Here is a 19,943-nt window from a genome sequence, read left to right on the forward strand (position 1 = left end):
CGTACCGGGAACGAGACAAGGAGATACACCATGCGCAAGACTCTTATCGCTCTGATGTTCGCTGCCGCTCTGCCAACCGTGGCCATGGCCATGCCGCAGGATGGCGGTCCGCTGGGTGGTCCACTGGATGGCCCGCGCCACGGTGGTCAGATGCACGGCGGCATGCAAGGCAAAGGCCCGTACAGCCAGCTCGACCTGACCCGCGAACAGCGCGAGCAGATTCGCAAGATCATGGGCGAGCAGATGCATGAGCGTAAGCAGGTGGTCGACAAGTACCTGGAAAAACTTTCGCCGGCCGACCAGAAAGCCATGAAGGACGAGATCGCGGCCAACCACAAGAAAGCCGAGTCCGATGTCCGGGCACTGCTCAAACCCGAGCAACAGAAGCAGTTCGACGAAATCCAGAAGAAACGCGCCGAACGCCGCGCCGAATGGGCCGAGTTCAAGGCCTGGAAAGCGCAGCAGGCACAAAAGGCGCAATAATGGCTTGACCCTGGGCCCGACGACTCACATCGTCGGGCCAGTTCCATTCAAATCAAATGTGGGAGCGAGCCTGCTCGCGAAGGCGGTGTATCAGCCAGCGATGGATTGACTGACACTACGCCTTCGCGAGCAGGCTCGCTCCCACATTTGAACGGTGTGATTTTCGAGGAGTTTCTGTGCGTTCACTGTTCTGGCGGATTCTTGCGAGCTTCTGGCTGGCCATCGCTCTGGTAGCCGGGCTGTCGATTCTGCTCGGGCACATGCTCAATCAGGACGCGTGGATTCTCAGCCGCCATCCCGGCCTCAACACACTGGCCGCAGAATGGACGCAGACTTACGAAACCCAAGGCGAAGAAGCCGCGCAGGACATTCTCGAACAACGCAAACGTCAGTATCACATCGACGTTCAAGTGCTCAACGAAACCGGCGATCCGGTGGTGCGTGGCACCTTCCCGCGCCGCGCCGCAGCATTCGAAGCGCGGCAGAACAACGACGATCGCCGCCTGCCGTGGCGGCGCCTGACCGACGAAATCACCAGCGAAAAAACCGGTGACACCTACCTATTCATCTACCGCATCCCGCACCCGGAACTCGACGCCTGGCACCGCGAAAGTCTGCTCTGGCCACTGAGTGCGCTGGGCATCGCGCTGGTGGTGTTGACTCTGTTCAGTTTGCTCGTGACTTTCTCCATCACCCGCCCACTGAGTCGCTTGCGCGGCGCGGTGCATGATCTGGGGCAGACGACTTATCAACAGAACAGTTTGGCGAAACTGGCCAACCGCCGCGACGAATTCGGCGTGCTGGCCACCGATTTCAACCGCATGGGTGCGCGCTTGCAAAGCCTGATCGGCAGTCAGCGCCAGTTGCTGCGCGATGTCTCCCATGAACTGCGCTCACCACTGGCGCGCCTGCGCATCGCGTTGGCTTTGGCCGAGCGCGCCAACCCGCAAGAGCGCGAAAAACTGTGGCCACGCCTGACCCGCGAATGCGATCGGCTGGAGGCGTTGATCAGTGAAATTCTGGTGCTGGCGCGAGTCGATGCCGACAACGCCAGCGCTGAAGAAGTGGACCTGAATGCGTTGCTCGCCACGCTGCAAAAGGATGCGCAGCTCAGCTCCCCCGAGCAGACCGTAAGCCTGCAAGCCGAGCCGCAGCTGAATCTCAAAGGCTGGCCGACGATGATCGAGCGCGCCGTGGACAATTTGCTGCGCAACGCCCAGCGCTTCAACCCGAGCGATCAGCCGATCGACTTGCAGGCTGCGCGGCAGGGAGAGCGGATTGTCATCAGCGTGCGCGACCACGGGCCGGGGGTGCAGACCGAACATCTGAGTCAGTTGGGCGAGCCGTTTTATCGCGCGCCGGGGCAGACCGCTGCCGGGCATGGCTTGGGGCTGGCGATTGCCAAACGGGCGGCAGAACGGCATGGCGGCACGCTGACACTGGCCAATCATCCGCAGGGCGGCTTTGTGGCGAGTCTGGAATTGCCGTTGGTACCGGGAGTCGTGGTCCAGCCCTGAAAAAGCCCCTCACCCCAACCCTCTCCCGGAGGGAGAGGGGGCCGACCGAGTTGTCTGCCGTTGTGCATCGACCTTATGGATTCGCAGAAACTAGACGTCCGGTATCCCGACGCTGGATTCAGCGAAGGACGCTCAGGTCGGTGTAATTCCAAAGCATCCCCTAATCAGTCCCCTCTCCCTCTGGGAGAGGGTTAGGGTGAGGGGCTTGTGATCTTCAGACCTTACCGGGCCAGGCGCTGACGAACTCAGCCAGATCAACCTTCTCCGCCACGCGCGGCTCTTTCTGCGGTGTGCCGAGATAGAGAAACGCGATCACTTCCTCGCCTTCCCCCAGCCCCAAACCTTCGGCCACATGCTTCGAGTATGCCAGATCCCCGGTGCGCCACACCGCGCCAATCCCCTGCGCATACGCCGCGAGCAAGATACCGTGGGCCGCACAGCCGGCCGTAAGCAGTTGCTCGGCCTTCGGATATTTCACGTGTTCCTGCAATTTCGCGATGACTACAACCACCAGCGGTGCCCGCAACGGGCCGTTGCGCGCCTTGTCGATCATCGCGTCGGTGACTTCGCCGCCCTGCTGGCGGGCCGCCTCGGCCAGCAACTCGCCCATTTGCTCACGCGCCGCGCCTTCGACGGTCAAAAAGCGGTACGGCTGCAAGTGCCCGTGATCCGGGGCACGCAAGGCCGCGCCGAACAGGGCTTCGCGCTGCTCGGCAGTGGGGGCCGGTTCGACCAGTCGGGGAACGGAAACACGGTTGAGCAACGCGTCGAGAGCCTGCATCGGCCACCTCCTTTGAAAAATGTGCGGCTATTCTAGCTTCATCTGCGCAGCGCCTGCCGGTTTACATGCCTTGCCCCACAGGTAGAATGGCGCCCTTCTCCCACCAGCCCGAGCGGATTTCATGGCGTTGCCGACCTTACGGATCATTGGTTTTATCATCGGCATCTTCCTGATAACCCTGGCTGTGGCCATGGTCGTGCCGATGGCCACGCTGGTGATTTTCGAGCGCACCAGCGACCTGCCGTCGTTCCTCTGGGCGAGCATGATCACCTTCGTCGCCGGCCTCGCTCTGGTGATACCCGGCAGACCCGAACACATTCACCTGCGCCCGCGCGATATGTATCTGCTGACGGTCAGCAGCTGGCTGGTGGTGTGCATTTTCGCCGCGCTGCCGTTTCTGCTGACCCAGCACATCAGCTACACCGACTCGTTCTTCGAAAGCATGTCCGGCATCACCGCCACCGGCTCCACCGTGCTCAACGGCCTGGACAACATGTCGCCGGGGATTCTGATGTGGCGGTCGCTGCTGCACTGGATCGGCGGCATCGGCTTCATCGGCATGGCGGTGGCGATTCTGCCGCTGCTGCGCATCGGTGGCATGCGCCTGTTCCAGACCGAATCCTCGGACCGCTCGGAGAAGGTCATGCCGCGTTCGCACATGGTGGCGCGGCTGATCGTGGCGGCCTACGTCGGCATCACCATTCTCGGCAGCCTGGCGTTCTGGTGGGCCGGGATGAGCCCGTTCGATGCGATCAACCACGCGATGTCGGCGATTTCCACCGGTGGTTTCTCGACCTCCGACCAGTCGCTGGCCAAGTGGACACAACCGGCAGTTCATTGGGTGGCGATTGTCATCATGATCCTCGGCAGCCTGCCGTTCACCCTGTACGTGGCGACGCTGCGCGGCAACCGCCGTGCGTTGATCAGGGATCAACAGGTGCAGGGTTTGCTGGCGATGTTGCTGGTGACCTGGCTGGTGCTCGGCACCTGGTATTGGTGGACCACCAAGCTGCATTGGCTGGAAGCGCTGCGGCATGTGGCGCTGAACGTGACCTCGGTAGTCACTACCACCGGTTTCGCCCTCGGCGACTACAGCCTGTGGGGCAACTTCTCACTGATGCTGTTTTTCTATCTGGGCTTTGTCGGCGGTTGCTCAGGTTCGACGGCGGGCGGGATCAAGATTTTCCGTTTCCAGGTCGCCTATATCCTGCTCAAGGCCAACCTTAATCAGCTGATTCACCCGCGCGCGGTGATCAAGCAGAAGTACAACGGCCACCGCCTCGACGAAGAGATCGTCCGTTCGATCCTGACCTTCTCGTTCTTCTTCGCCATCACCATCTGCGTGATCGCCCTGCTGCTGTCGCTGCTCGGGGTCGACTGGATGACCGCGTTGACCGGCGCCGCCAGCACCGTGTCCGGCGTCGGCCCGGGCCTGGGCGAAACCATCGGCCCGGCCGGCAACTTCGCGACGCTGCCGGATGCGGCGAAGTGGATTCTGTCGTTCGGCATGCTGCTCGGCCGACTGGAGATCATTACGGTGTTTGTGCTGTGTATTCCGGCGTTCTGGCGTCATTGACCGCGTCCGGCACCTGCGTCAGGCGTAAGCGGTATTCGCCGGGTGTGGTGTCGAACCAGCGGCGAAACGCGCGAAAGAAGTTGCTTGGGTCGGCAAATCCCAACAGGTAAGCGATTTCCAGTAAGGTCATGCTCGGTTGCGCCAGATATTGCTCGGCCAGCTCGCGGCGGGTGTCGTCGAGCAACTGCTGAAAACTGGTGCCCTCCTCCTGCAAGCGCCGCTGCAAAGTGCGTTGCGACAGGTGCAGCGTCTGCGCCACGGTGTCACGCTTGGGCTCGCCCTGGGGCAACAAACGACACAGCACCTGGCGTGCCCGGTGCGTCACGCGACTCTCGGAGAACCGCGCCAGATATTCCCCGGCAAAACGGTCATGCAACAGCGCCATGGCTTCATTGGCGGTCGGCAGCGGCGCCTCCATGTCGGCACGTTCGAAGATCAACGCATCGTAAGGCGCGTTGAACACCAGCGGCGCGTGAAAGGCTTCTTTATAGGGTTGCAGGTTTGTCGGCTGATCGCCCTGAACCAACACTTTGACCGGGTGCAGCGGGCGCCCGGTCAGCCAGCCGCACAGCGCCAGTGCACAGGCCAGTGACGCTTCGGCGCTCTGCCGGGTCGGCGGCAGATGATCGCCGTGCACGGTGAGAATCAGCGCGTAACCTTCGTCGAGCAGGCGAAAACTCAGGTCAGCGCTTTCGGCAATGATGCGTTGATAGCGCACCAGACGCTGGAAGCCTTCAGCCAGGGTATTGCTCGACATCAGCGCGTAGCCGGCGACATGAAACGAGGCCGGGCGCACCACTTTGCCCATGTTCAGGCCGATCGCCGGGTTGCCGGACACCTCGACCGCGCGCTGCCAGAGCCGGGTCATGGAGTCCTGCGGGAAACGCGCATCCGGATCTTCAAGGGCGCTGAAATCCAGCCCCAGCTGCCTGAACAGTACCCGGCAATCCAGGCCGTCCATCTCCAGTGCTTTGACAATCCCCATCGCCCAGCTTGCAGAAGTCGTTCGTTCGCTCATGGTTGTTATTCTTTTACATGACGGGCTGCAGATAACCGCCCTATTTGCGAAGGATACTAAAGTGGCGCCGATTGTCACTGGCCCACGCCAATGATCACTCTAGACTCAAATAAGCTGCCCGACGCACAACTTGTCGCCAGAACAATCACCACAGAGAACGCGGTCGTGGAAAACATCAAGCAGTTCAACAGCTTCGCCGAGTTCTACCCGTATTACCTCGCCGAGCACAGCAACAGCACCTGCCGTCGTCTGCATTTCATCGGCACTTCTCTGGTCATCTTCATTCTCGCCCTGAGCATCGCCAAAGGCGCCTGGCTGCTGTTGCTCGCGCTACCTCTGGCCGGTTACAGCTTTGCCTGGATCGGCCATTTCTTTTTCGAGAAAAACCGCCCGGCGACGTTTCAGCATCCGCTGTACAGCCTGCTCGGCGATTTCGTCATGTACCGCGACATGATTCTCGGTCGCGTGGCGTTCTGAATGAGGGTCTGCCAATGAATGCCCATGCTCGCTTCACCCATATGAAGGACGGCACCGAGGAAGACTGGGCGATCATCGCCGCCGATTTCAGTGCCTATGCCAGACAGCTGCCGTCGCGGATCCTCGCGCATTTGAAGCTGCTTGAAGGCGACTTTGGTGGTTTCCCCGTGGATCGCCTGACCCACTCGCTGCAAACCGCGACCCGCGCCTATCGCGACGGGCGTGACGAGGAATACGTGGTCTGCGCGCTGTTGCATGACATTGGCGATACCCTCGGTTCCTACAATCATCCCGACATCGCCGCAGCAATTCTCAAGCCGTTCGTGAGTGCGGAAAATCTGTGGATGGTGGAGAAGCACGGCATCTTTCAGGGTTATTACTTCTTTCATCACCTGGGCATGGATCGGCACTTGCGCGAGCAGTTCAAGGACCATCCGCAGTTCCACGCCACTGCCGAATTCTGCGCCAAATACGACGCGGCGGCGTTTGATCCGGCGTATGACACGCTGCCGTTGAGTTTCTTCGAGCCAATGATGGAAAGGCTGTTTGCGCAGCCGAAGAACTCGATTTACAAGGCTGCGATGCAAGAACACAGCCCGGCCTGAGAATAAATGTGGGAGCGAGCCTGCTCGCGAAAGCGCTGTCATCAGGCACATAAGCTTTGTCTGACACTACGCCTTCGCGAGCAGGCTCGCTCCCACAGGGTGCTTTTTCGCTCAGGCGATTTCGGCAACTTTGGCAGCTTTCAATTCCGCCTCCCGCGCCTGGGCATCCGCCAGTCGATACAGCTCGATCGTGCCGTCCCAATGCTCGATCAGCGCTGTGCACGATTCGACCCAGTCGCCGCAATTGAGGTAGTCCACCTCGCCCACCTTGCGAATCTCGGCATGGTGAATATGCCCGCAGACCACGCCATGCAGTTCGCGCTTCACGCATTCGTGGGCGATGGCTTCTTCAAAGTCGCTGATGAAACTTACCGCTGTCTTGACCTTGTGTTTCAGGTACGCCGACAGCGACCAGTAACCGTAGCCATACCGGGCGCGCCAGTGATTGAGCCAGCGGTTGAGGGTCAGGGTGAACTCGTAGGCCGAGTCACCGAGAAACGCCAGCCAGCGGTGATAACGGGTGATCACGTCGAACTGATCGCCGTGGATCACCAGCAAATGCCGGCCGTCCGCCGTAACGTGTACCGCCTCGTCGACCAACTGGATATTGCCCAGAATCAGCTTGGAATAGCGCCGCAGGAATTCGTCATGGTTGCCGGTGACGTAGATCACCTCGGTGCCGCGCTTGCTCATGGTCAGCAGGCGGCGGATGACGTTGGTGTGGGCTTGCGGCCAGTACATGCCGCTGCGCAGTTTCCAGCCGTCGATGATGTCACCGACCAGATAGACCTTGTCGGCGTGGTAGCCCTTGAGAAATTGCGACAAGTGCTCGGCCTGACAATCCCGCGTGCCCAGGTGCACATCGGAGATCCACAGGGTTCGCACCCGTTGTTTGCGACTGGGTCGGGCGAGCTCGGCGCTGGTCATGGGCAACCCTCTGCGATGTTTTCGCCAGCTTGCGCGCGCGCCGTTAATCGCCCATGACAGGCGCGAGTCAGTCGTGTGACAGCGCACATCGTTGAAAAATTGAGGAATCGGATGACAGACGCGACGGCGACAGCGCTTTAGACTGGCGCTCTTTTGATGATCGTTCCCACGCTCCTGCGGGGGAACGATCATCGCGTTTGAAATAGAAGGATTGCAATGACTCCGCGTACTGCCCTCGGCGCCCTGCATATTGGCGCTTTGATGTTCGGCCTGACCGGTGTGTTCGGCAAACTCGCTGCCGCGTCGCCGGCAGTCATCGTTTTCGGCCGCGCCGCCTTTGCCGTGCTTGCCCTGGCCTTCTTCGCTCGATTCGCCAGTCAGAGCGGCTGGCAAAAACTGCAAGCAGTGGACTGGCGACGCCTGGCGCTGAGCGGCGTATTGCTGGCGGGGCACTGGGTGAGTTTTTTCGTATCGGTGAAGATCGCCGGGGTGGCCATCGCCACGTTGGGCTTTGCCAGTTTCCCGGCGTTCACGGTGATTCTCGAAGGGTTGATCTTCCGCGAACGCATCCGCGCCAACGAAATCGTCCTGGTGGTATTGGTCAGCATCGGTCTGGTGCTGGTGACGCCCGCATTCGATCTGGGCAGCGGCGCGACCGTCGGCTTGCTTTGGGCAGTGTTGTCCGGCCTGCTGTTTTCCCTGCTGTCGCTGACCAACCGCGCCAGTTCCGGGCGCATCCCGGCGGTGCAGGCGGCGTTGTGCCAGAACGTCGTCGTGGCGTTGTGTCTGTTGCCGGTCGCGGCGCCGCAGTTGAGTCAGGTTCGAGCGCTGGACTGGTTGTGGATCGCCCTGCTCGGGGTGTTCTGCACGGGTGTGGCGCACAGCCTGTTTGTCGCCAGTCTGGCGGTGATCAAGGCGCGCACGGCGGCGGTGGTGTTCGCCATGGAACCGGTCTACGGCATCACCCTCGCCTGGCTGCTGTTCAGCGAAACCCCGACCCTGCGGATGCTCATCGGTGGCGCGTTGATCATCGTCGCGATTGTGGTGTCGGCGCGGATGTCAGGCTCGGCCGACAAGAAAACCGTCGCCGCCGAGGCCGCCTCTCACTGAGTGCGGTCGTTGTGGCCGAGGTCGCGGTCAGGATCGATCTGATCGCGCACTCGCTGTTTCAATACCTTGGCCTCGGGAAAACCACCGTCGGCCTTGCGCTCCCAGATCTGCACACCCGCACAAGTGATGTGAAACACCCCGCCGGTGCCCGGCACCAATGACACTTTGCCCAAGTCATCAGCGAAGGTGCTGAGCAGTTCCTGAGCCAGCCACGCCGCGCGCAGCAGCCACTGGCATTGGGTGCAATAAGTAATGACAACTTCGGCTTTGGCGACGGTCATGATCGCTGAAACTCCTGAGACAGAGGGCGCCGCTATAATAGCCGGCTTTACCGCTTGCCCCGAGACTCACAATGCGCCGTTTGCTGTTCTGCCTGCTGCTTGGTTTCCTTCCCCTGCTGGTTCACGCCAGTGAAGCGCCACGACCGAAAGTCGGCCTGGTGCTGTCCGGTGGCGCCGCGCGCGGGCTGGCGCACATCGGCGTGCTCAAGGCGCTGGAAGAACAAGGCATCAGGATCGATGCGATTGCCGGCACCAGCATGGGCGCGGTGGTCGGTGGGCTGTACGCCTCGGGCTACAAGATCGATGAACTGGAAAAACTCGCCCTGAGCATTGACTGGCAAGCAGCGCTGTCCGACGCGCCGCCGCGTGAAGATGTGCCGTTCCGGCGCAAGCAGGACGACCGCGATTTTCTGGTCAAACAGAAACTGAGCTTTCGCGACGACGGCAGCCTGGGCCTGCCATTGGGGGTGATTCAGGGCCAGAACCTTGCGCTGCTGCTGGAAAGCCTGTTGGCCCACACCAGCGACACCCGCGACTTCGACAAATTGCCGATCCCGTTTCGCGCGGTGACCACCGACATCGCCAATGGCGAAAAAGTGGTGTTTCGCAAGGGCCACCTGCCGCAGGTGATTCGCGCGAGCATGTCGATCCCCGCAGTGTTCGCCCCGGTCGAGCTCGACGGGCGCCTGCTGGTGGACGGCGGCATGACCGACAACATTCCACTGGATGTCGCGCGGGAAATGGGCGTCGACATCGCCATCGTCGTCGATATCGGCACACCGCTGCGCAATCGCAAGCAACTGACCACGGTGGTCGATGTGCTCAATCAGTCGATCACCCTGATGACCCGGCGCAATTCCGAAGAACAACTGGCGAGTCTGCACGCCAATGACGTGTTGATCCAGCCTGCGCTGGCCGCGTTCGGCGTGACCGATTTCGGCAAGGCTCAGGAGATGATCGATGCCGGTTATCGCGCCACGCGAATCCTCGATGCGCGCCTGGCGCAGCTAAAGCCGACCCAAACCCAGGACGCGGAATTGAACGCCGCGCGCCAGCCTGGTCAGCGCACGCCGATCATTACCGCAATCCGGGTCGAAAACGATTCGAAGGTCGATGATGACGTGATTCGCTATTACATCCGCCAGCCGATCGGTGCTCCGCTGGACCTGGGCCGCCTGCATTCAGACATGGGCACGTTGTACGGCCTCGATTACTTCGATCAAGTGCGTTACCGCGTGGTGCACAAGGGCCAGGATCACACACTGGTCATCAGCGCCAGCGGCAAGCGCAGCGGTACCGATTACTTGCGGGTCGGTTTGAATCTATCGGACGACATGCGCGGCGACAGTGCTTTCAATCTTGGCGCCAGTTATCGCGTCAATGGCATCAACCGCCTCGGCGCGGAATGGCTGACCCGCGCGCAGATCGGCGACAAGCAGGAACTGTACAGCGAGTTCTATCAGCCGCTGGACGTCGGCTCGCGTTACTTCGTCGCGCCCTATGCGTCGTTCGAGGCGCAGAACGTTGATTCGGTGCTGGATAACGATCCGATCGCCCAGTACCGGGTCGAGCGCTACGGCTTCGGCCTCAACCTTGGCCGGCAGATCGGCAACAACGGCGAAGTGCGACTCGGCGTCGGCCAGGCCTGGGGCAAAGCTGATGTGCGCATTGGCGATCAGGATCTGCCGAGTGAAAGCTTCAACGAAGGCTTCTATACCGTGAAGTATTCCTACGACTCGCTGGACAACGTGTACTTTCCGCACGAGGGCAAGGACATCAGCCTGACTTTTGCCCAGTTCGAACCGGGTCTGGGTTCGGACAATCGCTATCGCCAATGGGAAGCAAAGTTCGACAAGGCCATGAGCCACGGGCCGGATACGCTGATACTCGGCGGACGCTACGGCCGCACGCTGGACGATGCCAATGTGGTCACCTCAAGCTTCCTGCTTGGCGGCGCGCGGCAGTTGTCGGGGTTCCGTGAAGACGCGCTGTCCGGGCAGAACGTCAGCCTGATGCGCGTCGTGTACTACCGCCGCCTGACGCCGCGCTCGTATCTGCCCCTGGACTTCCCGCTGTACGCCGGCGCCTCGCTGGAACGCGGTCGGGCGTGGAACAACGACAATGAATTCGACAGCGGCTACATCAATGCCGCGAGCGTGTTTATCGGCTTCGACACGCCGCTGGGGCCGTTGAACTTCACGTATGGGTTGAATGATGCGGATGAGCAGGCGGTTTATCTGAATCTGGGGCAGACGTTCTGACGCCTTCGCGAGCAGGCTCGCTCCCATAGGGAGAGCGCATTCCATTGTTGGAGCGAGCCTGCTCGCGAAAGCGGTCTGGGGTGAACCCGAAATCCGTTGGCGCTCAGCGAATCCCCGCCAACAGCGTCCTTGCCGTCTGCTTCAACGGCTCATCTCCTTCCCTGAGCAATTCATTGAGCAAGGCGATTGCACTGTCGATGTCGCCGTCGTCGATGCAGGTTTGTGCCTGTTCGAGCTTGCCGGCGGCTTCGGTGTCGGTCTCAGTGTACTCGGGCAATTGCAGATCCAGAGGTTCCAGCACCAGCGACGGCTCGGGATCGCCGAACTCATTGAGAAAATCATCATCGAGCGGCTGGGCGTCGGGTTCGGGGATCCATTCAAGTTCGGCTTCTTCGGCAGATGCAGCCTGTGGCAGTTCGAAATCGACAGGTAGCACCGACAGGCTGGTGCCCAGCTCTGGATCATCGATCGGCGGTGCGGCGGCATCAGCGCGGCTGTCGTTCAGGTCCCAATTTGAATCCATCGACAGCTCGCCCAGATTCAATTCGAAATCATCCTCGAGAGCGCTGGGCGACGATGCAAGCGGCGCGACTGCGGTCACTGTCGTGGCCACGGGCAGTTCGGGCGCGATTGGCGTTGCTGCAAATGCCGCCGGTGCGGCGCCTGCCAGTTTTGGATGGCGAGCGCGGATTTCAATCAGTTCGCGGTCATCGACGCCAAGCGCACGCAGGCGGTTTTCCTGCTGTTCAAAAGCGCCGCTGTCACCTTGGCGCCCAAGAACCTCCAGCAACTGCAGACCGAGATCAGTGCGTTCAGGCTCCTTGTGCAAGGCATCGCGCAGCAGCCCGGCGGCTTCGCTGAGTCGACCGTAGGCCAGATAGATGCCCACGGCCTCCAGCACGTCGCCGGCACCGGGCTCGTCGCGATGATCAGCTGCCGCGTGCGCACCGACAGATTGTTGAAGCTCGGGCTCGTCGACGTCTTCTTCGGCGCTCTCAGGCAATAGCGGCGTCGACGTGCCATCTGCTGTCGAACGTTGCTGACGACGACGTATGAGCAACGCAGCCAGCACGCCCACCAGCAATACCAGTTCGCCGAGCAGCGGCCAGTTCACGCCATCGCCTGCCGCCTCGACCGGGGCTGAAACTGCGGCCGGAGCCGGCGCGACCACGGGTGGTGGCGGCGGTTTCTGCACTTCGGCCAGACGGGTTTGCAACTCTTCGATCTGCTTCTTGCCGTCGGCTATTTGCACTTGCTGCTCTTGCAGCCTGAGGTTCTGTTCGTCGATGGTCTTTTGCAGTTGCTGGGTGAGCAGCACGCTGGCGGCCAGTTGCTCGGCCAGCGCGTCGTTGGCAGGTGCCGCCGGCGTTGGCGGCACAGGCGCCGCAGTGCGTTTGCCCTGGGCAGCCTGGGGCGGTGCGGTAACCGGTTCGACGGTTGGAAATTCAGAGGATTGCGGGCGCAGATCCGGCTCGTCGGTGGCGGGCACGATGCCCGGCGAACCCGGCGGGTCGATCAGCACCGTGTACTCGCGCAACAGCCGGCCGTTGGGCTGATCGAGCTGCACGAGGAAATTCAGGAAAGGTTCGTTGACCGGCTTGCCGGACGTCACCCGGATCACCTGCCGGCTGCCGCGCAGGATCGGGGTGAACTTGAGGTCATTGAGAAAAAACACCCGCTCGACGCCGGCCCGGCCGAATTCATCCGCCGAAGCCAGGCTGGCCGAGAGATCGTTTTGCGTCAACGTGCCGACATCGACCAGCGCGATGTCGGCCTTGAACGGCTGATTGAGGGCTGAGTGAACAGTGATTTCGCCCAACCCCAACGCCATCGACCAGGTCGAATAGCTGAATACGCCAGCGAGCAGCAGCCATTTGGCGCCCCCGCGCAGCACGTGCCGACTTGCGAGCATGAGCATCCCTTAAATAAGCAAAACCGGTTTCTATGCGTTCGCACATCCGGTACGAACACGATATTGCCCAGTAGTTCTTATAGTCGGCTCAGCGCGATCTCTCAAAAAATCGCCACCGGGATGTGCCTCAAGATTTTTCCAGGTTGGCCAGAATGTGCCCATGCACACGCATGCACACCTTCAAATCCGCCTCGTCGACACCCTCGAACAATTCGTGGCGCAGCTGCGTGGCGATGGTTTCGATCTGTTCGATCAGAGGCAAGGCAGGTGCGCAGAGCACGATTTTTTTTGCCCGACGGTCTTCCATTACGGATTGGCGTTGCACCAGTCCCTGGTTCTCCAGACTATCGAGCAAGCGCGCCAGGGTCGGGCCTTCGACGCCGACACTCTGCGCCAGTTCGCGTTGGGTCGGTGCCTCTTCAAAACGCGCCAGATGCAGCAGCACCAGCCAGCGCGCCTGCGACAGGCCCAGCCCGGCGAGACGACGATCCAGTTCGGCACGCCAGCCACGGGACATCTGGGCCAGTTGCATACCAAAGCGATGTTGATCGGTTAACGGCATAAAACACTCACGGTTAGACTGAAATACGGAAAATCTAATTATTAGTCAGCTAAGCATGGGCGGCAGTTATAGGCAAGAGTCGCTCTGTACTGAATCGTTACAACTGCGCGAAGATCAAAAGCCCCTCACCCTAGCCCTCTCCCAGAGGGAGAGGGAACTGAGTGGGGGATGCTTTTGAGTTTCGCAAACGTCAAAGCGCTGTGCTGAATCCATAATTGACTCGATTTTGCGGGTCGACATATGACACCAGACACCGCGGTCGGCTCCCTCTCCTCGGGGAGAGGGATGGGCGGGCGGCGTTCCGATGAGGGGTCGGGCCAGCTTACATCTCGAATTCAGACTGCAACGCCGCCCGCACACAATACAGCACGCCTTCAGGCACACGCCCGGCAAACAGCTCAGCCACTTCAGCGACCGACGGCAACTCGCCCTCGCCATCGAGGAATGCGTCCTGCACTTCGCCCATCAATTCCTCAGGCAAATCCAGCGCCTGCTCCAGCGACAACTGCTGCTTGCCGATGGCTTCGGCGAGCATGGCGTAGACGTTTTTCTCCGAGCACTGCAACTGCCCGGCGATCTGCAGCGGGGTCATGCCGGCGCGGGCCAGGGTGATCAGCTCGTGACGGACATCGGCGACCACCTTCGGCGCCTCGGCCTCGCCGCCAAGCACTTCCAGGAAGGCTTCGCCATAGCGTTCCAGCTTGCGCGCGCCGACACCGCTGACCCGGGCCATTTCCGCCAGCGAGGTCGGCTGGCTGCGGAGCATTTCCAACAGCGTCGAGTCGGGGAAAATGACGTACGGCGGCACGCCGTGTTCTTCGGCCAATTTGCGGCGCAGTGCGCGCAAGGCTTCCCACTGCTCGCGTTCTTCGCCGCGCACCAGTTGGCTGGCCTGGCTCTTGCTGCCACTTTTCGCGGTGACTTGCGGTTTCAGGTCGCGACGCAGTTCCAATGTCACTTCGCCCTTGAGCAGTGGTCGGCAACTGTCATTCAAGCGCAGACCGCCATAGCCCTCGTGATCGACATCGGCCAACCCGCGCGCCACCAACTGGCGGAACAACGAGCGCCACTCGCTCTCGCTCAGCGCCTTGCCAACGCCGAACACTGACAGATGCTGATGGCCAAAGCTGCGCACCTTTTCGTTGTCCTTGCCCAGCAACACGTCGACCAGATGACCGACGCCATAGCGCTGGCCGGTGCGGAAAATCGCCGACAAGGCCTGACGTGCAGGCTCGGTGGCATCCCAGGTCTGCACGCCGTCGACACAGTTGTCGCAGTGCCCGCATGGCTCAGGCATGTCTTCATCGAAATAGGCCAGCAACGCCTGCCGTCGGCAGCGGGTTTCTTCGCACAGCGAAAGCATCGCGTCGAGCTTGTGCTGCTCCAGACGCTTGTGCCGTTCGTCGCCTTCGGAGTTCTGCAGCATCTGCTTGAGCATCACCACGTCTTGCAGACCGTAGGCCATCCACGCATCCGCCGGCAGACCGTCACGGCCGCCGCGTCCGGTTTCCTGGTAATACGCCTCGAGGGATTTGGGCAGATCGAGGTGCGCGACAAAGCGTACGTTGGGCTTGTCGATGCCCATACCGAACGCCACGGTGGCGACCATGATCAGGCCTTCCTCGTTGAGGAAGCGCTTCTGGTGATAGGCGCGCAGATCGTTGGGCAGACCGGCATGATACGGCAGCGCCGGGAAGCCCTGCTCGCTGAGGAACGTCGCGACCTCTTCGACCTTCTTGCGCGACAGGCAATACACGATGCCGGCATCGCTGCGTCGCTCGGCGAGGAACGCCAGCAGCTGCTTGCGCGGCTGCTCCTTGGGCACGATGCGATAAAAGATGTTCGGGCGATCGAAACTCGACAGGAAGCGCTCGGCGTTCTGCAGGTGCAGGCGATCGACAATTTCTTCGCGGGTGCGCTTGTCGGCGGTCGCGGTGAGAGCGATGCGCGGAACGTTGGGGAACAGCTCTGCCAATTGACCCAGTTGCAGGTATTCGCGGCGGAAGTCGTGGCCCCATTGCGATACGCAATGCGCTTCGTCGATGGCGAACAAGGCGATTTCCAGGCTTTGCAGGAACGCCAGCATGCGCGGCTGGACCAGACGCTCGGGCGCCAGATAGAGCATTTTCACTTCGCCGCGCTTGATCCGCACGGCGAGATCGCGCTGCTGCTCGGCGCTCAGCGTGGAGTTCAGCGCAGCGGCGGCCACGCCGAGTTCTTCAAGGGTGGCGACCTGATCGTCCATCAGCGCGATCAACGGCGACACCACCACGGCCAGGCCTTCACGCAGCAGCGCCGGCACCTGGAAGCACAACGACTTGCCGCCACCGGTAGGCATCAGCACCAGCGCATCACCGCCGCTGGCCACGCGCTCAATAATCGCACCCTGCCGGCCACGGAAACTGTCGTAGCCGAAGATGTCCTTGAGGACGCGTTGAGCCTGTTCGAGCATAAAAACTCCAAAAATCTACCGATACATCCCTGCTCAGGCTGGTTCAGAGCAGCTTCGGCTGCTTAAACAAAACGTAAGAACACATTGCATGACCAGCGCAGCGCCGGCAGGGATCGCAAAACGCGGCAGTATACCCGAGGCCTTCGCGGCAGAGGGTGCCGCTGAGAAGACACCTGATAAACCTGCCACATACAAAACCCTGTGGGAGCGAGCCTGCTCGCGAAAGCGACCTGTCAGTCGATGCAAAAGTGCCTGATAGACCGCCTTCGCGAGCAGGCTCGCTCCCACAGGGTTATTCATCTTTCCAGTAAGGCGGGTAATTCGGGCAAATCTGCCAAGCGGCTGGCTAGAGCGCGCAAGAAGGCCTAGAATTCCCGCATTGTTTATTCCCCAAGGTAGCCCCGTAATGTCCTTCGCTGAGCAACTGACCCGCCTGCAAGTCTTCCTCGACGCCGACGAGCTGCACGACGAGGCGCTGGATTACGTCGCCGCCCACGGTTACCTGACCGCGCTGTCGATCTGTTCCGAAGACGTTCCGGAACGCGAGTGGATCGACGCGCTGTTTGCCGAAGAGCCGCATTACACCGACGAAGCCCAGCGTGCCGAAATCGAAGCCACGCTGATCGGCCTCAAGGCACACATCGCGCGCCAACTGGCCTCGGATGAAGAATTCGAATTGCCGTGCGAGCTGGATCTGGGCGAAGAGCCGGACGACTCCGAACTGCGCGGCTGGTGCATCGGTTTCATGGAAGGCGTGTTCCTGCGTGAAGCGGCCTGGTTCGAAACCGCCGAAGAAGAAGTCAGCGAAATGCTCCTGCCGATCATGGTCGGTTCCGGCCTGTTCGACGAGCAGCCTGAGTTCGAAGACATCGCCAAGGACGCCAACCTGATGGACGACATGATCGTTCAGATCCCGGAAGCCCTGACCGCGCTGTATCTGCTGTGCCAGGCCCCCGACGAAAAACCGGCGATCCTCAAGCCACGCCACCACTAAGATCCGGCCTATGGACAACCCCATAGGCAACTGCCCCCTGATGTTGCGCTACGTCCTGCTGGCCATCGGCTGGCTGAGCGTCGCATTGGGGGTGATCGGCATTTTCCTGCCGGTCCTGCCCACCACCCCCTTCCTCCTGCTCGCCGCGGCCTGCTTCGCGCGCAGCTCTCCACGCTTCTATCGCTGGCTGGTCGAACACCCACGCCTCGGGCCATGGATCCGCGACTACCTCGAAGGCAACGGCATCCCGCTCAAAGGCAAGGTCTACGCGATCGGGCTGATGTGGGTGAGCATCCTATTCTCGTGTTATCTGGTGCCGCTGGTTTGGGCGCGTGGGTTCATGCTGACCAGTGCGGTGCTGGTGACGGTTTATATTGTGCGGCAGAAGACGTTGCGCAAATCCTGACACATGCCGATAGCAGTGAGCAGGTATTCACCTGAATTCAATAACAGTAGAATTTGTGCCACGTTGGCCGACGCAAATACCGACCCTGCCGTAGCCTGACATCGGTCCACATGGAGGAACGTCTTTGAAATTGATCAGGCTCGAACTGGAAAACTACCGTTGCTTTCCCGCTCTGACACTCGAACTGGATAAACAGCTGACATTGCTGGTCGCACGTAATGGTCAGGGCAAGACGAGTTTGCTCGATGCCATCAAGGTTGCGTTGTGGCCGTTTGTACGCGGTTTTGATTTGGGTAACGCGCCTCTGACGGGTATCCAGTCTGACGACGTCTTCTTACGCCCGGTGAATGCGCATCAGATGGAGCCCTCTCTTCCCGCTCGTTTGACAGCGCATGCTGAACTCCAGGGCACCGAAAGTTGTTGGTCGCGCAGTCGCATCAGCATCCGCAAGGGAACTAAAACCCGCAGTGACAAAGGCGCAAGGGCTCTGGAAAACAGCGCCAGAAACCTGCAGCGGCGCATATTTGCTAACGCTTTGAATGACGTTACCGAAACGATCGAACTACCCGTACTCGCTTACTACGGTACGAGTCGTCTCTGGAGGGATAACACTCCAGGGTCAGAGGCAATCGATAACGCTGAGTTCTCGAGGACCTATGGTTACCGAGACAGTCTTGATCCGGCATCCAATTACAAACAGTTCAGCAAATGGTATACGCGAATCTTTCGCAGCTATCGTGAAGAGCAGATTCGCAGCCTGGAACGCGGACGAAGCAGTTCTGAAGTCAAAGATGAGTTCTCGAATCCGGTCAAAGCCATCCAGGCCGCAGTCAACACAATGCTTGAGTCCCGAACCGGATGGCGAAATCTGGCTTACAGCAGTGAGTTCGCGGATCTGGTACTGGAGCATCCAGTCCACGGGACGCTGAAAGTCAGCCAACTTAGCGACGGTATCCGCAATATTGTTGCCCTGGCGGCGGATATCGCCTATCGCTGCATCAAGCTGAACCCTCACCTTGGCATTACCGCGCCGCGCGAATGCACTGGTGTAGTGTTGATCGACGAGATCGATATGCACCTTCACCCAGAGTGGCAGCAAACAGTCGTACCTGATTTGCTTGGCGCATTTGCGAACATTCAGTTCGTTGTGACTACGCATAGTCCGCAGGTGATTTCATCCGTTGAGGCTAAATGCATCCGTATCCTGCATACGGTAACTGATGATAAATCGCAGCAAGTCGGAATCAGCAACGTCGAACAACAAACGCAGGGGGTCGCCAGCTCTCAGGTCCTGGCTTCCGTGATGGGGATTGACCCTACACCGGACAATGAGCCTTCGCGCAAATTGAGTGAATACAAAGCGTTGATCCAGCAGGATCGGCATGAAACGCACCTGGGTTTGTCGCTGCGAAACTTCCTGAATCTGCATTTCGGCTATGAACACCCCGACATGCTCGACTGTGATCAATTGATTCGATTTGAAAAATTCAAGCGCAAACAGCTGACGCAAAAATAAGGAAGTCGCAAGCATGCGAAAACTGATTCGAGGTGCGGCTCCAATCTGTCTTGCGAACTATAAGCATGGATCAGATAGATGGGTTGATGTCACGCACGTGGACAAAGAGCAGATCCGTCAGTGCCTTCAAACAATGCAAGATACTCGTTGTGCATACTGCGAAGCGGATATCAGTACGCCCGGCCACTCGCATATCGAGCACTTTCGACAAAGACGTGGATACCCACAGGGCACCTTCGAGTGGAACAATCTCTTCCACTCATGTTGTCGCGATGAGGCTTGCGGAAAATTCAAAGACAACTGCCCTCCCTACGATCACCGTGACCTGCTCAAACCTGACGAAGATGATCCAGACGATTTTCTGGTCTTTGTCAGTGACGGTACTATCAGCCCACTTGCCAATCTGAATGACCAGTCGCGGACACGCGCCGTCGAGACATTGCGAATATTTAATCTGGATGCACAAAACGGGGCCCTGCGGGCGATGAGACGCGACGCCATACGTCCCCACCTGAAAACAGCCCAGGATCTGATGGGTCTAGCTCTAGCGGAAGATCTTTCGCCAGACGAGGTGGCGACGTTTCTCCAAGACGAAATTCAGAATACTGAACATCTGCCATTCTCTACCGCCATTCGACACACCCTGTCGAACTCACGATCCGTGTAAACCACCCGCTGATAGGCCCTTCAGGATACATATCCTTGCGCCTTTACCTACAGCTACGCCAGAATTCGCCGGCTTGTGCGCCTTGGGGTGGGTTTATTGTGGTTCGGTTGCTGACATATCAGCGATCGGGTTTAGCCATCCGGTTCCATTCAGGCGGAATCGGCTGCTGATAATCTGGAGTTGCTGCGGTAGCGGGCCTTTGATCGTTCCCACGCTCCGCGTGGTAATGCCTCAAGGGACGCCCCGCGTTCCAGCTCTGGAGGGGACGCGGAGCATCCCGGGATGCATTCCCACCCAAAACGCGGGAACGATCCCAGTCAAAAACAAAAGATCGCAGCCTTCGGCAGCTCAGGGGTAACTCTCAGACCGACAAAACCCGCCGCCCCATCAACCGGGGC

At 60.2% G+C, this 19,943-nt stretch carries 18 protein-coding genes; 11 read left to right on the forward strand and 7 right to left on the reverse strand.

All coding sequences use genetic code 11. From position 1 onward, the window contains the following. Positions 1 to 30: 30 nt before the first annotated feature. Positions 31 to 483, forward strand: a complete 453-nt coding sequence (locus KVG85_RS12850) for a Spy/CpxP family protein refolding chaperone (RefSeq protein ID WP_217864025.1) — start codon at positions 31 to 33, stop codon at positions 481 to 483. 176 nt (positions 484 to 659) lie between these two features. Further along, on the forward strand, positions 660 to 2,000 hold the full coding sequence (locus KVG85_RS12855; protein ID WP_217864026.1) for a sensor histidine kinase: 1,341 nt from the start codon (positions 660 to 662) through the stop codon (positions 1,998 to 2,000). Between the two features lie 214 nt (positions 2,001 to 2,214). On the opposite strand, the gene KVG85_RS12860 is transcribed toward KVG85_RS12855, so the two are convergent. Then, positions 2,215 to 2,781 carry a nitroreductase family protein gene (locus tag KVG85_RS12860; RefSeq protein WP_217864027.1) on the reverse strand — a complete coding sequence of 189 codons (567 nt, stop codon included), beginning with the start codon at positions 2,779 to 2,781 and terminating at the stop codon, positions 2,215 to 2,217. Between the two features lie 121 nt (positions 2,782 to 2,902). On the opposite strand from KVG85_RS12860, the gene KVG85_RS12865 reads away from it, so the two are divergent. Further along, positions 2,903 to 4,357: a TrkH family potassium uptake protein gene (locus KVG85_RS12865; protein ID WP_024012066.1), complete on the forward strand. Its 1,455-nt coding sequence runs from the start codon at positions 2,903 to 2,905 to the stop codon at positions 4,355 to 4,357. Here KVG85_RS12865 and KVG85_RS12870 read toward each other — a convergent pair. Then, positions 4,314 to 5,375, reverse strand: a complete 1,062-nt coding sequence (locus KVG85_RS12870) for an AraC family transcriptional regulator (protein WP_202947690.1) — start codon at positions 5,373 to 5,375, stop codon at positions 4,314 to 4,316. The two genes, KVG85_RS12865 and KVG85_RS12870, sit on opposite strands and share 44 nt — an antisense overlap. A 165-nt stretch (positions 5,376 to 5,540) precedes the next feature. Here KVG85_RS12870 and KVG85_RS12875 point away from each other — a divergent pair, with 165 nt between their 5' ends. Continuing rightward, positions 5,541 to 5,852 (forward strand): Mpo1-like protein, encoded by a 312-nt coding sequence (locus KVG85_RS12875; RefSeq protein WP_016771135.1) that lies wholly within the window; start codon positions 5,541 to 5,543, stop codon positions 5,850 to 5,852. A 14-nt stretch (positions 5,853 to 5,866) separates the two neighbouring features. Then, positions 5,867 to 6,457 (forward strand): HD domain-containing protein, encoded by a 591-nt coding sequence (locus tag KVG85_RS12880; RefSeq protein ID WP_217864028.1) that lies wholly within the window; start codon positions 5,867 to 5,869, stop codon positions 6,455 to 6,457. Between the two features lie 111 nt (positions 6,458 to 6,568). On the opposite strand, the gene KVG85_RS12885 is transcribed toward KVG85_RS12880, so the two are convergent. Continuing rightward, the gene (locus KVG85_RS12885) at positions 6,569 to 7,384 is read right to left on the reverse strand and encodes a UDP-2,3-diacylglucosamine diphosphatase (protein ID WP_024012063.1); all 816 of its coding nucleotides are present in this window, start codon (positions 7,382 to 7,384) and stop codon (positions 6,569 to 6,571) included. Between the two features lie 216 nt (positions 7,385 to 7,600). Between KVG85_RS12885 and KVG85_RS12890 the strand changes: the two genes are divergently transcribed. Next, entirely contained in the window at positions 7,601 to 8,494 is an 894-nt protein-coding gene (locus tag KVG85_RS12890; RefSeq protein WP_217864029.1) for a DMT family transporter, read from the forward strand. On the opposite strand, the gene KVG85_RS12895 is transcribed toward KVG85_RS12890, so the two are convergent. Beyond that, positions 8,488 to 8,775 carry an Rdx family protein gene (locus tag KVG85_RS12895; protein WP_016771139.1) on the reverse strand — a complete coding sequence of 96 codons (288 nt, stop codon included), beginning with the start codon at positions 8,773 to 8,775 and terminating at the stop codon, positions 8,488 to 8,490. The two genes, KVG85_RS12890 and KVG85_RS12895, sit on opposite strands and share 7 nt — an antisense overlap. A gap of 71 nt (positions 8,776 to 8,846) precedes the next feature. On the opposite strand from KVG85_RS12895, the gene KVG85_RS12900 reads away from it, so the two are divergent. Continuing rightward, the gene (locus KVG85_RS12900) at positions 8,847 to 11,036 is read left to right on the forward strand and encodes a patatin-like phospholipase family protein (protein ID WP_217864030.1); all 2,190 of its coding nucleotides are present in this window, start codon (positions 8,847 to 8,849) and stop codon (positions 11,034 to 11,036) included. Positions 11,037 to 11,139: 103 nt separating this feature from the next. Here the strand turns inward: KVG85_RS12900 and KVG85_RS12905 are convergent, their stop codons facing one another. The 3 genes from KVG85_RS12905 to recQ form a co-directional block, all read right to left on the reverse strand. Beyond that, on the reverse strand, positions 11,140 to 12,948 hold the full coding sequence (locus tag KVG85_RS12905) for a motility hub landmark protein FimV (RefSeq protein WP_217864031.1): 1,809 nt from the start codon (positions 12,946 to 12,948) through the stop codon (positions 11,140 to 11,142). 127 nt (positions 12,949 to 13,075) lie between these two features. Continuing rightward, positions 13,076 to 13,510: a MarR family transcriptional regulator gene (locus KVG85_RS12910; RefSeq protein ID WP_016771142.1), complete on the reverse strand. Its 435-nt coding sequence runs from the start codon at positions 13,508 to 13,510 to the stop codon at positions 13,076 to 13,078. A gap of 322 nt (positions 13,511 to 13,832) precedes the next feature. Next, a complete protein-coding gene (gene recQ, locus KVG85_RS12915) occupies positions 13,833 to 15,962 on the reverse strand; it encodes a DNA helicase RecQ (RefSeq protein ID WP_217864032.1) in 2,130 nt (709 codons plus the stop codon). 406 nt (positions 15,963 to 16,368) lie between these two features. On the opposite strand from recQ, the gene KVG85_RS12920 reads away from it, so the two are divergent. From KVG85_RS12920 to ptuB, 4 genes are all read left to right on the forward strand, one after another. Further along, the gene (locus KVG85_RS12920; protein WP_016771143.1) at positions 16,369 to 16,956 is read left to right on the forward strand and encodes a UPF0149 family protein; all 588 of its coding nucleotides are present in this window, start codon (positions 16,369 to 16,371) and stop codon (positions 16,954 to 16,956) included. A gap of 10 nt (positions 16,957 to 16,966) precedes the next feature. Further along, a complete protein-coding gene (locus KVG85_RS12925) occupies positions 16,967 to 17,362 on the forward strand; it encodes a YbaN family protein (RefSeq protein WP_217864033.1) in 396 nt (131 codons plus the stop codon). A gap of 124 nt (positions 17,363 to 17,486) precedes the next feature. After that, positions 17,487 to 18,878, forward strand: a complete 1,392-nt coding sequence (locus KVG85_RS12930) for an AAA family ATPase (protein WP_217864034.1) — start codon at positions 17,487 to 17,489, stop codon at positions 18,876 to 18,878. Between the two features lie 13 nt (positions 18,879 to 18,891). Further along, positions 18,892 to 19,545: a retron Ec78 anti-phage system effector HNH endonuclease PtuB gene (ptuB, locus tag KVG85_RS12935; protein ID WP_217864035.1), complete on the forward strand. Its 654-nt coding sequence runs from the start codon at positions 18,892 to 18,894 to the stop codon at positions 19,543 to 19,545. Positions 19,546 to 19,943 lie beyond the last annotated feature (398 nt).

This window comes from Pseudomonas triticicola (assembly GCF_019145375.1).
In the GTDB taxonomy this organism is placed as follows: domain Bacteria; phylum Pseudomonadota; class Gammaproteobacteria; order Pseudomonadales; family Pseudomonadaceae; genus Aquipseudomonas; species Aquipseudomonas triticicola.